We start from the raw sequence: 14,929 nt of genomic DNA, 5'->3' as shown, positions 1-14,929 counted from the left end.
CTTGCACCGGTTTAATAAATTGAAACAATATGGGGGTTGAGTATGAGTAAACCTAGTAAAGCAGTAAAAAAATCGATGTTGTTATTGTTTGCAAGCCTCTTAATGGTTTCGATAGCATTGACCGGCTGTGGAGGCGAATCTAACAATAAGGCTGCATCAACGGAACCAAGTAAGTCACCAGACTCCGGTACTGGAGCTACATCCAAGGCTAGTACAGCACTAGATCACAGTAAACCGCTGACCATTACCGTTTTTGACAATGCAGCAAATTATCAAGGTGAGCAGAAAGGGTGGTATGGAAAGCTTATTAAGGATAAGTTCAATATCACATTGAACATTCTTGCTCCGCAGATTGCCGGCGATCAGCTATACAAGACAAGATCGGCAGCAGGAAATTTGGGCGATCTCCTGATCGTCAATAACAATCAGTTGGAAGAATTAATTCCAGCCGGTCTGATTATGGATCTCACGGATAAGATCAAGAATACGCAGAACCTGTCCAAATATGTGGATAATCATTTCAAACCTTTCAATGCAGCATTTCAAAAAGTAAATCCGAATGGCAAGATTTATGCTTTGCCGACTTTTGAGGCAGATACTTCACCAACGACATTCTCGGAACAAACCCCTTACTCAAGCCCAATAATGCCTTGGGATTATTTCAAGGGAGTTGGGGCTCCCAAGCTGAACAATCTGGATGATCTTTTAAATGTTCTGAAGCAAATGCATGAGAAATTTCCCAAGACTCCGGACGGTAAAGCGATCGCTCCGATCACCTTGTGGAAGGATTGGGACAGCAGAGGCACTATGGAAAATGCACGCTGGTTGAGCAATTGGTACGGTTATGAGCAGCCAGAAGGAACCACCACCATCCAGTTGAATGCAAAAGGCGACATCGTTCCGCTCATCGATGACAACAGTATGTACAAGAAGATTCTGCAATTCTATTTTAAAGCAAATCAGATGGGTTTGGTTGATCCTGACTCACCAACCCAGGATTGGAACAAAGTATCAGAAAAGCTGACCAACAAGCAGGTGCTTCTCTTGTGGTACTCATGGGAAACAGGGTTCTACAATACAATTGAAAGAGGTAAAAAGGGTGACGGGAATGTTGCTGTTCCGATCGCTGACATGCACATCATTCAGGCAAGCGATGCTTATTACGGCAATGGTAGAGTATTTGCTATCGGTTCCAAAGCCAATGATCCCGATCGGATCATGGAATTCATGGATTGGCTTGCTTCTCCTGAAGGCCTGCGCTACTATGTGAATGGATTTGAAGGCTTCAACTACGAAAAGACGGCAGACGGTAAATTTAAGCTGACCGAAGTGGGTCAAACCGCATTCCAGAAAAATACACCCGTTCCGGAAGAGTACGGAGGCGGCGGATACCAGGACGGACAAAGCAAGCTTAACACGATGATCATAAGCGATTTTGCCAAAGATCCAAAGACAGGGGAGTTTTATAACAGCAATTACTGGGGCTCAACAATTGAAGCGAACAAGACAGCGTTAACGACGGATTGGCAGAACACCTATAATGCAGAAAACGCAACAGATTACTACCTGAAACATAAGATGATCGATATCGTTCCCAATATCAATACAAGTTTAGGAAGCGATTCATCAGATATTAAAAACAAACGCAGCCAGATTTCTGACTATGTAAAGAACACATCCTGGAAAATGGTATTCGCAAAGAATCAAGCAGAGTTCGACAAGCTTTGGGAAATGTTGAAGAAAGATGTGATAGGCCTCGGCTGGAATGATGTATTTGCTTCGGATACGGAAAAGGCGCAAAAGATTATTAAAATGCGTGCCGATGCATTAGCTAAAAAGTAAAAATTATAATTTTTATGAATGAGGGATATGTATGATCTGATCTTATATATCCCTCATTCATTTTCTGATTCTAGACTAATACACTGTCCGTCAATGATCTTTTGCAGATTCTTGCAAAGACGCTTTCGTGGAAAGAGTTCGCTTAATGAAAGGAGAAATCAAACATGCTTAGAGTCGTAAACGTTGAAAACGGATTGGTACAAGGGCTGCCGGCAGCCGACCCCCGGATCACGATTTTCAAAGGGATCCCGTTTGCCGCTCCGCCCGTAGGAGAGAACCGCTGGCGTGCCCCGCAGCCCGCCAAAGACTGGAGGGGCGTGCTCAAAGCGTACGAATTCGCGCCGGTCTCGATGCAGGTCAGACAAGAAATCGACGAAAACAATATTTATACCCGGGAATGGGCCGTGGAACCGGACATCGCCATGGACGAGGACTGCCTCTACCTTAACGTGTGGACCCCGGCTAACCGTGCCGATGAAAAGCTGCCGGTGTACGTATGGTATTTCGGAGGAGGTCTGCAGGTCGGTCATACGGCCGAGATGGAGTTCGACGGGGAACGCATCGCCCGAAGAGGCATCGTCGTAGTCACGATCAACTATCGTCTGAACGTGTTCGGATTTCTATGCCACCCTGAAATCACGGCGGAATCGCCGGAAGCTCCCGCGAACTTCGGCCACCTCGACCAACAAGCTGCTACAAGATGGGTCAAACGCAATATCGCTGCTTTCGGCGGCGATCCGGACAACATCACCATCGGCGGACAATCTGCCGGCGGCGGAAGCGTCATGAACCAGCTTACTTCACCGCAGAACAACGGCCTCTTTCAGAGAGCGATCGTGCAGAGCGGGGTATTCACGGAGCTCTACCCGGGAGCCCGCACGCCCAGGTTTCTGCGCGATATAAGGGAAGCCGAACAGGAAGGTGTTCAATTCTTCGAATTTCTCGGCATTTCCTCGCTTGTGGAAGCGCGGAAGCTTGATGCGGTTTCTCTCCGAGACAAGATGCTGGAGTACAATGCGTTCTGGGGCACCGTCGTCGACAATAAGTTCAGTGATGGCAACGCGTTCGAATTGTTCCTTCAAAACAAGCGCTTGCAGGTACCGGTGATGTTCGGCCATACGTCATCCGAGTTTTTCAGCGCTCCGGAGGCCGGTTCGCTGGACGAAATCAAGAACTTGGCCGTCGACTTATTCGGCGATGATGCCAATGAATTTCTTGAAATTTGCGGATTTCCATCAAGCAACTTCGATGAGGTCTTGAAAAAAGCTTCGGTAAGTGGCATCGAATACGCGATACGGATTGCCGGGCAGGCCAATGCGGATACCGGCGCCAATCTCCCGCTGTACTATTACAATTTCGATGCGGGAATCCCAGGTTGGGATAACCCTGGAACGTTCCACTCGGTGGATCTCTGGTTCTTCTTCGAGACCCTCGCCAAATGCTGGAGGCCGTTCGTCGGCAAACATTACGATCTTGCCCGCCAAATGTGCAATTACTGGGCGAACTTCATTCGTTGTGGAGATCCGAACGGCAAAGATTCTACGGGAGAGGACTTGCCGCGGTGGGAGCCCTATACGCCAAATGCACCGTACGGCATGCGATTCGTGGATCAAGCCGAGTTTTCCAGTGAACAACCCAGTGATATGATGCAGCTTCTCGTGAGACAATATTTCAAGAGAAAATCCGTTGAATTCGTATGCGGAAGTATAGATTGACAAGGGGAGGAAGTTCCATGAAACTGGAATTCGGCAACTATATCACTTAAAGCGCAGGGAATATGCAAACCGCGCCTGTTCTTTTTGATCGAGTGCTATCACCATAACCAGCTGCCCCATTACCATTTCAATGAACATCTAGTTTTCGATCTAGGCAAGAGTGCCGAACGAGCCGTCGTTCCTTTGCTTCGTTGACTGTTTTCAAACAGTAATATATGCTAATAAATAATTGATGTATTGTCATTTTTTTGATACTGGAGGATCATGATGACCAACATTTTCTATGTTGAGTATGATGCCGCGCACGCAAGCAATTTTGTGTTCGATATCCCTGAGGGCCATAACTGTTGGCTGCTCGTCGTGACCCATACACCTGCCCTGTTCTGGGTCAATGAAGAATTGAAGGAGTACCCGGCACACAGTGGAGTTTTATACCATCCCCATCAAAAAATTTATTACCGGGCCTGCGCGGAACAATATAAGAACGACTGGATTCGTTTCGAATCCAACGAATCGTATGTAACGGAAACATCGCTTCCATTCGGAGTGCCATTTTCATTGAATGACCCTGAATACTGCCACAAAATATTCCAACTCCTCGTCAGCGAACACTCATTTCAAAAATATTATAAAGAATCATCCATTGACTGCTTACTGAGAACCCTGTTTAACAAGCTGCTGGAATCTTACTTTCAAGAAGTAATTACGCCCAAATACTACAACTTGTTAACGCTTCGAACCGCCATTTACAGTAATCCTAGCCAGGACTGGGCGGTTCCGAGAATGGCCGACTCTATCCGCATCAGTCCTGGGTATTTGCAGACAATTTACAAGAAGACTTTCGGGATTTCTTGTATGGATGACGTGATTACAAGCCGCATCCGCCAAGCCAAGGAATATTTGTTGCACGGCTCTCTATCCATCGCGGAGGTCGCTTTACGCTGCGGGTATAACAACGTGGAGCACTTCTGCCGTCAATTCAAGCAGATTACGGGCTTTACACCAAGAAAATTTCACAAGCAGATGGAAGGCGCATCTGTTGAGAAGGCCGCCAAACCGTAACTTACACAACAAAACAGGAGACTCTTCGCCAAACGTCCTACGTGGTTGCATGAACCATTGAATCCCGAAACGGTGATCCCCTGGACGAAGTCAGCATGAAGTTCTGATCGCTGTTTAAGGCGGGCAAGAGAATATTATAGTAACAAAAATGCATCTGACTGGTCTCTTTCTGAGGTGCAAGGTTCATGACTATTAAACGGTTCGGCTGTCACGCTCAACGATACGGACAGCCCAGCTTTCGTGGGACGCCATCAATGCCATTTCACTTGTTCGGTGAAGACGGCATCATTTTATACCGAAGTGGCAGGTGGTTTCACAGGCGTGTTTTTTGGTATGTATGCAACGGGAAACGGTAAGCAGTCTAATGTACCTGCGGCATTTGATTGGTTCGAATACAAGCCTGCTGATTAGAAATAGAATCCGATTGTAAAGTGAAGGAGGCAATCATCACGAGTGAAGCACGTTTAGAGTACAAAGAAAGACTATTTTTTCGCTCCCCAGCCAAGCATTGGGACGAAGCATTTCCGATTGGCAACGGACGGCTGGGAGCTATGATTTTCGGAGGGCCATGCTCCGAACGATTGCAGCTTAATGAAGATTCCTTATGGTATGGAGGGCCGAGGGATCGGCATAACCCGGATGCTTTGGTACATCTTCCGGAAATTCGCCGCCTCATTTTTGAAGGGAAGCTCAAAGAAGCCGAGTCCCTCGCTTCGCTTGCCTTAACTGCGATCCCTGAAACCCAGCGTCATTATGTGCCGCTCGGCGATCTGTTTCTTCATTTCCAAACATTAGACGATAACCAAGTCATCGATTATGAACGGGAGCTCGATTTATCAGAAGCAGTGGTCAGTATTTCCTTCAAGGCGGGTAAGGTTCATTATCGTCGCAAGATCTTTGCGAGCTATCCGGACGGCGCGATTGTGATTCGATTGACGGCTGATACGCCGGGCCAAATTTCCTTTACGGCAAGAATGGGAAGGGAAAGGTTCCGATACGTAGACCGTATCCGCACAGAAGAAGGTAATTCGATCATGATGAGCGGCAATAGTGGCGGAGGTGTTAACTATTGCGGTGTGTTGATGTGCAAACCAGAGGGAGGCCAAATGCGTACGATTGGGGAGCACTTGGTCGTGACCAATGCCGATGCCGTCACATTGGTCATTTCCGCCGCCACGGATTTTCGAGAGTCCGATCCTGAATCCGCAGCGTTTGCGAATGCCAAGCGTGCTGCTTCACGGACGTATACCGATTTATTAACGGCCCACATTGAGGATTATTGTAAACTGTTTGAGCGGACGTCGTTAAGGCTTGATGCTGCATTCAATGCTGTGGAACAAGATACCTCGAAACGATTGGAACGGATGAAAGCTGGAGATGAAGACCCCGGACTTCTAGCTTTATATTTTCAGTATGGCCGTTATCTGCTTATTGCTTCAAGCAGACCAGGATCTTTACCTGCGAATTTGCAAGGTATTTGGAATAAGGATATGTTGCCGGCCTGGGACAGCAAATTTACCATTAACATTAATGCGCAAATGAACTATTGGCCGGCTGAGATCTGCAATTTACCCGAATGCCATGAGCCTCTCTTTGAATTGATCGAACGGATGATTCCAAACGGTCGCCGAACCGCTCAAGTCATGTATGGGTGCGGTGGCAGTGCTGCCCATCATAATACTGATATTTGGGCGGATACCGCACCGCAGGATCTTTATCTACCCTCGACATATTGGCCCCTTGGTCTTGCATGGTTATGTTTGCATCTTTGGGAACATTATCAATTCAAGCGGAATGAGGCCTTTCTGAAACGTGCTTACCCGATGATGAAAGAAGCGGCTGCTTTTCTTGTTGGTTATATGGTCGAACTTCCTAGTGGAGTGCTTGTCACTTGCCCCTCTGTCTCACCTGAAAACACATATAGATTGCCGAATGGAGAAACGGGCGTGCTTTGCTATGGGCCATCCATGGATAGCCAGATTGCTCGCGAATTGTTTCTCGCATGTCTAGCGGCAGGTGAACAGTTAGAGACGGATATGGACTTCTTGACAACGCTTAAACTTACAATGGATAAGCTGCCACAGCCCCAGATTGGGCGTCATGGGCAAATACAGGAGTGGATTGAAGATTATGAGGAAGTGGAGCCAGGACATCGTCATATCTCACACTTGTTCGCTTTGCACCCGGGAACACAGATCACTCCAGAGAAGACACCAAGCCTAAGTGCTGCTGCTCGCCGGACACTTGAGAGACGACTTGCAAACGGAGGCGGACATACAGGCTGGAGTCGCGCCTGGATTGTGAATTTTTGGGCTCGGCTGGGAGATGCGGAAGAAGCATACGAAAATGTAACTGCCCTTTTGACGCACTCCACATTGCCCAACCTTCTCGATAATCATCCGCCGTTTCAGATAGACGGCAATTTCGGCGGGACTGCGGGTATCGCGGAAATGCTGCTGCAAAGCCATGCTGACGCCATTCATTTGTTACCAGCTCTCCCTAATGCTTGGTCCAATGGTGAAGTAACGGGGCTTCGCGCCCGCGGTGCGGTAACGGTAGATATGGCATGGAAGGACGGTCAATTACAGCATGCTGTACTGAAGCCAGATAATAAAGGGGTGTATCGTATTCGTTGCAATCTGCCCATCCAATTATGGATTGAAGGGGAGATTTACGAGCCAACGCAACTCGACGCATCAACCTATTCGTTTGAGGCGGAGGCAGGGACTACGGTTCATGTACTTGCTAAGGCCGAATCCAAGCCCGCGAATTGAGATTTCGGTTTTATCGTCTAACCAATACTCCTTAGAATGGGATTCTCCGCTGTACGAAGGTGAATCAGGTGAATGAGTTTGGAGCGGCTGCTAGAATGGTCCGGGTCTATCGAATATCAGAATCATTTGGAATCCCTCAAGTTTAACGCCGTACTTAATAGTGCAAGCCATAAAACAGGACTTTCTCAATACCATCAACCTGTGGGAAGTGGCGTTGTTAAGAAATTCAGCGGCCTATACGACTCCTTCTGGTGCTGCACGGTATCGGGGATCGAGGCGATGAGTGAGCTCCAAAAGAACATTTGGTTTAAAAGCGACGGAAGTATACTGCTAAATGCTTTTATATCATCTACTATTGCTTGGAGTGAAAAGAATGTCAGGATCACACAGTTTACCGAATTCCCCGATAAACTTACGTCAACCCTCGTGATTGAAGCTGCTGAACTTACGGCCTTTAAACTGATGTCTTAAGGAACATGCAGTTCAAAGGGTAAGGTATATTGTCATAGATCGTGTGTTTCAGGACCAAGACTACATTGAAATTGACATTGATGCTTTCCTGCATCTAGTACCGTTTCAAGGTGAAGATGGTATGGTGGCGGTCATGTTCGGCAGCATCTTACTCGCTCAGATCGGGTCAAACTCGCAACTGAAGGGAGTTTCCAATCAGAATATCAATGATAAACTCGTTAACCGTGAAAAGGACCGGCTGGAATTTGCTGTGGATGACGATCAGGGCAATCAGGTGATATTCATACCGTTGTTCAGAGTCGAGGAAGAAGAATATTCAGTGTATATGAAAGAAACATCGAATTTAGCAAGGAGTGAACAGATTATTATGAAAAAACAAGCAAGAAATCCATATCTTCCATCATGGGAATATATTCCCGATGGAGAACCGTATGTTTTTAACGGCAGAGTTTATGTATATGGCTCTCATGACCGTTTCAATGGGCATGCGTTTTGCTTGAACGATTATGTCTGTTGGTCGGCACCTGAGGATGACCCGGCAGACTGGCGGTATGAAGGCGTGATTTACAAAAAAACAGATGATCCGCTTAATCCTGATGGAAGCATGTGTCTGTATGCACCAGATGTCACGGTTGGTCCGGATGGACGTTATTATTTGTACTATGCCCTTGACAAGGTTTCTATCGTTTCGGTCGCTGTTTGTGATACCCCGGCCGGCAAATATGAATTTTATGGCTATGTTCGATATGCCGATGGAACACGTTTGGGAGACAGAGAAGGCGACGAGCCACAATTTGATCCAGGAGTGATGACAGAAGGAGAAAGAACGTACCTGTATACCGGTTTCTGTGCAGCTGGGGACAAGTCAAGAAGCGGTGCCATGGCTACGGTCCTGGGTCCCGATATGCTCACGATTTTGGAGGAACCGGTATTTGTCGCGCCAAGTGAACCTTACAGCAAAGGCAGCGGATTCGAAGGGCATGAGTTTTTTGAGGCTCCTTCTATAAGGAAGAAAGGCGATACGTATTATTTTATTTATTCATCCATCGTCATGCATGAACTGTGCTACGCGACCAGTAAATGTCCAACAAAGGATTTCGTATATCAGGGAGTCATTGTCAGCAATAATGATCTTCATATCGGCTCATACAAACCGGCGAATAAACCCATGTATTATGGCGGCAATAACCATGGTAGCATTGTTGAGATGAATGAAAAGTGGTACATTTTTTATCATAGACATACCAACGGAACGAATTTCAGCCGGCAAGGTTGTATCGAACAGATCGAATTCCGCGAGGATGGTACGATTCCGCAGGTGGAAATGACATCCTGCGGTTCGAATGGAGGGCCGCTTGACGGTCGAGGGGAATATCCTTCGTACCTGGCTTGCAATCTGTTTTGCAATGATGAGGCGTTGTATACAGGAGCTCCCGGGGAATGGATGGACTGTCGGTTTCCGAAGATTACCCAAGATGGGAAAGATGGAGATGAGGAGATCGGATATATCGCCAATATGAGGGATTCCGCAACAGCCGGATTTAAATATTTTCAGTGCGATGGGATCAAGAAAGTCAAAATCAGGGTGCGTGGATATTGCCGTGGTGCCTTTGAAGTGAAAACATCATGGGACGGTCCTGCTCTCGGGAAGATATCGGTTGACTTTACAAATATATGGAAGGAATATTCTACGGATCTCGTTATACCGGATGGCATACAAGCCTTGTATTTCACGTATACGGGTACGGGAGGAGCGAGTCTAGCTTCGTTCACATTGGAATAACCAACATAGGATTCTGCTCATTCCAGGCAACGTTCTTTAAAGCAAGGATTGGAAAAGCAAGAGAGCTGCTCAAGCAGGATGAGCTGAAAATTTCGGAGGTCGGTTTTCGTGTGGGGTACGAGGCGGCTCACTCGTTTACCCGATTTTTCAAGAAAATGACCGGTTTGACACCCTTGGAGCATCGGGGTGCCCTACGAGCTAAGAAGTGAGTTGAGAAAGACGTCACGACTATTGAACATGGCTGTTTATTGTAGGAACTAAATGAAGGAAAGGGGTAATGCAGATGTACCCGAATCCCATTATATGGGCTGACTATCCGGACCCCGATGTGATCCGGGTGGAGGATACTTATTATATGGTCAGTACGACCATGCATTTTATGCCGGGGTGTGTAATATTGAGGTCGTATGACCTGATCCATTGGGAAGTGGCAACATATGTATATGATGCTTTGGATGATACACCGGATCAGAGGCTGGAGGGTGACCGACAGATCTATGGAAAGGGAATGTGGGCGGCATCTTTGCGTTACCATCAAGGTAAATATTATGTATGTTTCGTAGCAAACGATACTCATCAAACGTATTTGTTTTCTGCGTTTGAAATCACAGGACCATGGATGAGGCACCCGAATATCGAAGGATTCTATCATGATTGCTCACTTTTGTTTGATGATGATGGCAGAGTTTATATTATATATGGAAATGCCGAGATTCATCTTACAGAATTAAAGGAAGATTTGACCGGTCCCAAGCCTGGTGGATTAAACCGGATCATAGTGAGGGAGACAGGACCTTATCATCTTGGTTATGAAGGTGCCCATATCTATAAGATTAATGGAAAATATTACGCATTTTTTATACACATTACACAGTCCAGACATAGTCGCAGAACACAAGCCTGTTTTGTAGCAGATTCCCTGGAGGGGGACTTTGTTGGCGGAGAGGTGTTTGATGATGACATGGAGTATTTTAATGCAGGTATAGCACAAGGCGGAATCGTTGATACGCCAGATGGTAAATGGTATGCCCTCTTGTTTCAGGATCATGGTGCCGTTGGCCGTATCCCTGTCTTGGTGCCTTTGCATTGGGAAAATGATGTTCCGGTATTCGATAGGAAGCCACCCCCATATATCGACATTCCGAGTACTAGACCCGGATATGAATACAAACCTTTGGTCGGAAGCGATGATTTCTTCTACAAGCCGGATGAGAACGGCAAGGTTCATCTGAAAGACTACTGGCAGTGGAATCATATCCCGACAGATATTTTGTGGTCCGTAACGGATAAACCGGGTACATATCGTATTCAATCTGGAAAAATCAATCCCAATTTAACATTTTCGGTAAATACATTGACACAGCGTACAATGGGGCCCGCATGCGAAGCTATCGTTACCTTGGATGGAAGCGAGCTAAAGGATGGCGATTATGCAGGCTTGTGCTTCTTGATCAGCACCTATGGCTTCATTGCACTTACCAAGGAAGCTGGACAATACTACTTGGTCATGTTGGCAAGAACCACAGACGATAAAACGATCTTCGGAAACCTAGTAGACAAAGAGACTGGGGTGGAATATGCAAGGATTCCAGTGGACAGTGACAAAGTTACTTTGAAGGCTTATGGCAATTTCGTGAACAATACAGACGAGTGCGAGTTTTATTACATGGACGGAGAAGACTGGAAAAAGCTTGGTATTACCCATAATATGGTCTGGAAAATGGATCAGTTTGTAGGGGCACGTTACGGGTTGTTCCTATATTCTACCAAGGAGATTGGAGGAACGGCTCAGTTTTCTAGGTTCGTGTACAATGTGATGAAATCCGAGGATGAGTGAGCATACATGAGATAAATCCTTAGTATTGAGGGACGGGAAACTATAGTTGAATAACTAAACCAGCTAATACCTTGTCAAGATTTTTCAATAACACCGCAGTGTATATTTAGTGATAAATAATAACTTTATCTTGATTCCATGGTTGTAAAAGATTATTATGGACTTGTGGATAGGAGTGATACCATGCCTATTATTCAAGCGCTGGACAGAGCATTGAAAATATTGGATTTATTCGACGAGCATACGACAGAGCTGAAAATTACAGAAATCAGCGCGAGAATGGAGCTTCACAAGAGTACAATACACTCCTTATTGAAAACGCTTCAGTTACACGGTTATATCAATCAGGATATGGAAACAGGAAAGTACAAGTTAGGGTTAAAGTTCCTGGAAAAGGGACAGCTTATGCTGCAAGGCCTGGACATCCGTACAGTTGCCCGAAAGCACTTGACTGCTTTGTCGGAGCAGACAGGTCAGACAACCCATCTCGTTATTCTTGATGGGAAGGAAGGCGTGTATTTGGATAAAGTTGAGGGGGAAAAAGCTGCGATTCGCTATTCCCGAATCGGTCGCAGAATATCACTTCATAGCAGCGCGGTAGGAAAGGTACTGACAGCCTTTAGAACGAAGGATGAGATCGATATGCTCCTTCGGAATTACCATTTCTCCAAGATTACAGAAGCGACGATTACGGACAGAGAGGCATTCCTTCGCGAATTGAATCAGGTAAGTGAGCAAGGGTACTCCATTGACAATCAGGAGAACGAACCGGGCGTACGATGCGCTGCAGCTCCTATTTTCGAACATAATGGTTCGGTTGTAGCAGCGATCAGCATATCAACTTTAATTTCAACGGTAGATGACCTATTGTTTAAGCAGTATATTGCCCTACTTAAGAAAGAAGCAGAGACGATTTCACAGACCCTGGGGTTTCGGCAAGTTTTGTAAAGCATGTCGAGTCCAGGCATTTTTTACACTAGAATTCGAGAACTCTGTTTTATAATGTAAAACAAATTCAAGGAGTGAGCTATCTATGAGAATTATCCGTTTTGTAAATGAAGGGCTTTCACAGCTAGCTGCAGTTAATGACAATGAACAAATTTTCGCACTGCCGCAATGCGATTTTTTAACCTTGATCCAAGAAGCTGACGAAACGGAGATTTCACCGCTCGAGTTGGTTTTCAAAACGATCGAAAATAGGGAAGTGCTATCAGGTCAAGTCGATCAGCTGCAGCTTCTGGTTCCAATTGAAGCGCCCGAAGTTTGGGCTGCTGGGGTTACGTATGAGCGAAGCCGGGATGCGCGAAATTATGAGGCAACCGAAGGCAAACTGGATGCCTTGACCTTTTACGATAAAGTTTATGACGCTGTGCGTCCGGAGATTTTTTTCAAATCGACGGCTGCCCGAACGGTAGGACCGGGCGGCGACGTACAACTTCGAAGCGATTCCGTGTGGCAGGTGCCTGAACCGGAGTTAGGGCTTGTTCTGAACGCTAAGGGGAAAATCGTAGGGTACACCATTGGCAATGATATGAGCTGCCGGGATATTGAAGGCGAGAATCCGCTCTACCTGCCACAGGCCAAAGTATGGAAGCGTTCCTGCTCCTTGGGACCAGCGATCCGTTTGGCCGAAACGGTAGACGACCCTTACAACTTGCAGATTACAAGCCGAATATATCGTAACGGGGAAAAAGCCGTCGAGGGAACGGCTAATACCAATCAGCTAAAACGAAAGCTTGAGGAATTGACCGAATATTTGATTCGGGATAATGAATTGTTTGACGGAACCGTGCTGCTGACGGGAACTTGCATTGTACCGCCTAACGAATTTACACTCGCTCACGGAGACCGGATCGAAATTGAGATTACCGGTATTGGGACACTTGTCAATCATGTTGTAGGTGCAGGAAGCTAATCTGTAATTATACATTTGATTATAAAATACATACATTCAAGGAGGAATATATATGGCATCTGTATTTGTTGGAGGGCAAACCTATTTAAACTATATTAACGGTGAATGGTGTCCAGCCGGCACTGGGCAAACTGTCCCCAGTATAAATCCTGCCAAAAGAAGTGAAGTCGTGGGCTATGTGCAGTCGTCGTCATTGGAGGAAGTGAACCAAGCGGTTGCGTCCGCCAAAGCGGCACAGCAAGGTTGGAGAAAGTTATCGGGCTCGGCAAGAGGCGACTACTTGTTTAAAGCAGCCAATGCGCTGGAAAGACGCATCGATGAAATTGCCGAGACGATGACGCGTGAAATGGGCAAAACATTGCCGGAAGCAAAAGGCGAAACGGCACGAGGGATCGCCATCCTGCGCTACTATGCCGGTGAAGGGATGCGGAAGATCGGAGAAGTGATACCCTCCACGGACAGCGAAGCGCTGATGTTTACGACCCGTATACCGCTTGGGGTTGTCGGAGTTATTTCACCTTGGAATTTTCCAGTGGCGATTCCGATATGGAAAATGGCGCCAGCCTTAATTTATGGTAATACGGTCGTGCTGAAGCCTGCTCAGGAGACGGCGGTGACGGCTGCCAAAGTCGTAGAATGCATCGCTGAAGCGGGACTTCCTGCCGGAGTTATCAATTTAGTGACCGGAAGCGGATCTGTGATCGGGCAAGGACTTGCAGAGCATCCGGATGTAAACGGAATCACATTTACCGGCTCCAATCAAGTTGGCAAACGGGTCGGTCAGGCGGCACTAGCCAGAGGGGCGAAATACCAGCTTGAGATGGGCGGGAAAAATCCGATCATTATCGCTGCGGATGCCGATTTGGATTTGGCGGTTGACGCGACGATCAGTGGCGGAATCCGGTCGACAGGACAGAAATGTACGGCAACAAGCCGTGTCATTGTGATGCGTGATGTGTATGAAACTTTCAAAGAAAAGCTCCTGAGCAAATTAAAAGGTTTAACAGTTGGTTATGGATTAGATGCCGGTACATGGCTCGGCCCTTGCGCAAACGAAAATCAGCTAAGAACGGTGCAGTCCTACATTCAAAAAGGAATAGAGGAAGGAGCTGAGCTGTTGTTCGGCGGTGCTTCACCGGATCATCCAGATCTCGCCGAAGGCTTCTATATTCAGCCCACTGTGTTTGATAAAGTAACGCCAGAAATGGCGATTGCCCGGGAAGAGATTTTCGGCCCGGTCCTCGCGCTAATTCAAGTCGAAACCATGGAAGAAGCCATTCAACTGGCTAACAATTCGGATTATGGTCTGAGCGCTTCCATTTACACGCAAAGCATAAGCAATATTCTTTCGTTTATTCAAGATATGGACGCCGGTTTGGTAAGAATTAATTCCGAGACAGCCGGGGTGGAGCTGCAGGCCCCATTCGGCGGGATGAAGCAGTCCAGTTCTCATTCGCGCGAGCAAGGTCAGGCGGCAATCGAATTTTATACCTCGATAAAAACGGTATTTCTCAAAGCGTAAGCGTATCA

The 14,929-nt window shown here is 46.7% G+C and carries 12 protein-coding genes; all 12 read left to right on the top strand.

Going from position 1 to position 14,929, the window contains the following annotated elements:
• The first annotated feature begins 42 nt into the window (after window positions 1–42).
• The gene (locus AC3G2T_RS04975) at window positions 43–1,842 is read left to right on the top strand and encodes a type 2 periplasmic-binding domain-containing protein (protein ID WP_474679310.1); all 1,800 of its coding nucleotides are present in this window, start codon (window positions 43–45) and stop codon (window positions 1,840–1,842) included.
• 164 nt (window positions 1,843–2,006) lie between these two features.
• On the top strand, window positions 2,007–3,557 hold the full coding sequence (locus AC3G2T_RS04970; RefSeq protein WP_488434745.1) for a carboxylesterase/lipase family protein: 1,551 nt from the start codon (window positions 2,007–2,009) through the stop codon (window positions 3,555–3,557).
• Between the two features lie 264 nt (window positions 3,558–3,821).
• Window positions 3,822–4,619, top strand: a complete 798-nt coding sequence (locus AC3G2T_RS04965; RefSeq protein WP_474679308.1) for a helix-turn-helix transcriptional regulator — start codon at window positions 3,822–3,824, stop codon at window positions 4,617–4,619.
• 240 nt (window positions 4,620–4,859) lie between these two features.
• Complete coding sequence (locus AC3G2T_RS04960; RefSeq protein ID WP_474679307.1) at window positions 4,860–5,030, top strand: beta-xylosidase family glycoside hydrolase; 171 nt, start codon at window positions 4,860–4,862, stop codon at window positions 5,028–5,030.
• A 20-nt stretch (window positions 5,031–5,050) separates the two neighbouring features.
• Window positions 5,051–7,393, top strand: coding sequence for a glycoside hydrolase family 95 protein (locus AC3G2T_RS04955; protein ID WP_474679306.1), 2,343 nt, complete (start codon window positions 5,051–5,053; stop codon window positions 7,391–7,393).
• A gap of 72 nt (window positions 7,394–7,465) precedes the next feature.
• A complete protein-coding gene (locus AC3G2T_RS04950) occupies window positions 7,466–7,864 on the top strand; it encodes a beta-L-arabinofuranosidase domain-containing protein (protein ID WP_488434744.1) in 399 nt (132 codons plus the stop codon).
• Window positions 7,865–8,231: 367 nt separating this feature from the next.
• Window positions 8,232–9,647: a family 43 glycosylhydrolase gene (locus tag AC3G2T_RS04945; protein WP_488434959.1), complete on the top strand. Its 1,416-nt coding sequence runs from the start codon at window positions 8,232–8,234 to the stop codon at window positions 9,645–9,647.
• The gene (locus tag AC3G2T_RS04940; protein ID WP_474679305.1) at window positions 9,539–9,856 is read left to right on the top strand and encodes a helix-turn-helix domain-containing protein; all 318 of its coding nucleotides are present in this window, start codon (window positions 9,539–9,541) and stop codon (window positions 9,854–9,856) included. Before AC3G2T_RS04945 ends, AC3G2T_RS04940 begins: the two co-directional genes overlap by 109 nt.
• A gap of 68 nt (window positions 9,857–9,924) precedes the next feature.
• Complete coding sequence (locus tag AC3G2T_RS04935; RefSeq protein WP_488434743.1) at window positions 9,925–11,484, top strand: glycoside hydrolase family 43 protein; 1,560 nt, start codon at window positions 9,925–9,927, stop codon at window positions 11,482–11,484.
• 183 nt (window positions 11,485–11,667) lie between these two features.
• Entirely contained in the window at window positions 11,668–12,432 is a 765-nt protein-coding gene (locus AC3G2T_RS04930; RefSeq protein WP_474679303.1) for an IclR family transcriptional regulator, read from the top strand.
• A gap of 85 nt (window positions 12,433–12,517) precedes the next feature.
• Window positions 12,518–13,399 carry a fumarylacetoacetate hydrolase family protein gene (locus AC3G2T_RS04925; RefSeq protein ID WP_488434742.1) on the top strand — a complete coding sequence of 294 codons (882 nt, stop codon included), beginning with the start codon at window positions 12,518–12,520 and terminating at the stop codon, window positions 13,397–13,399.
• A 52-nt stretch (window positions 13,400–13,451) separates the two neighbouring features.
• Window positions 13,452–14,921: an alpha-ketoglutaric semialdehyde dehydrogenase GucD gene (gene gucD, locus AC3G2T_RS04920; RefSeq protein ID WP_488434741.1), complete on the top strand. Its 1,470-nt coding sequence runs from the start codon at window positions 13,452–13,454 to the stop codon at window positions 14,919–14,921.
• The last annotated feature ends 8 nt before the right edge of the window (window positions 14,922–14,929 follow it).

This window comes from Paenibacillus sp. sgz302191 (assembly GCF_057749925.1).
Note: the sequence above shows the minus strand (reverse complement) of the source record. Positions and strands in the feature narration are given on the sequence as shown.

What these genes read in the sequence shown, in the direction of transcription:
- AC3G2T_RS04975 (WP_474679310.1), top strand. Translation starts at nt 43, where the DNA reads ATGAGTAAACCTAGTAAAGCAGTAAAAAAATCGATGTTGTTATTGTTT.
- AC3G2T_RS04970 (WP_488434745.1), top strand. Translation starts at nt 2,007, where the DNA reads ATGCTTAGAGTCGTAAACGTTGAAAACGGATTGGTACAAGGGCTGCCG.
- AC3G2T_RS04965 (WP_474679308.1), top strand. Translation starts at nt 3,822, where the DNA reads ATGATGACCAACATTTTCTATGTTGAGTATGATGCCGCGCACGCAAGC.
- AC3G2T_RS04950 (WP_488434744.1), top strand. Translation starts at nt 7,466, where the DNA reads ATGAGTTTGGAGCGGCTGCTAGAATGGTCCGGGTCTATCGAATATCAG.
- AC3G2T_RS04945 (WP_488434959.1), top strand. Translation starts at nt 8,232, where the DNA reads ATGAAAAAACAAGCAAGAAATCCATATCTTCCATCATGGGAATATATT.
- AC3G2T_RS04940 (WP_474679305.1), top strand. Translation starts at nt 9,539, where the DNA reads ATGGAAGGAATATTCTACGGATCTCGTTATACCGGATGGCATACAAGC.
- AC3G2T_RS04935 (WP_488434743.1), top strand. Translation starts at nt 9,925, where the DNA reads ATGCAGATGTACCCGAATCCCATTATATGGGCTGACTATCCGGACCCC.
- AC3G2T_RS04930 (WP_474679303.1), top strand. Translation starts at nt 11,668, where the DNA reads ATGCCTATTATTCAAGCGCTGGACAGAGCATTGAAAATATTGGATTTA.
- AC3G2T_RS04925 (WP_488434742.1), top strand. Translation starts at nt 12,518, where the DNA reads ATGAGAATTATCCGTTTTGTAAATGAAGGGCTTTCACAGCTAGCTGCA.
- gucD (WP_488434741.1), top strand. Translation starts at nt 13,452, where the DNA reads ATGGCATCTGTATTTGTTGGAGGGCAAACCTATTTAAACTATATTAAC.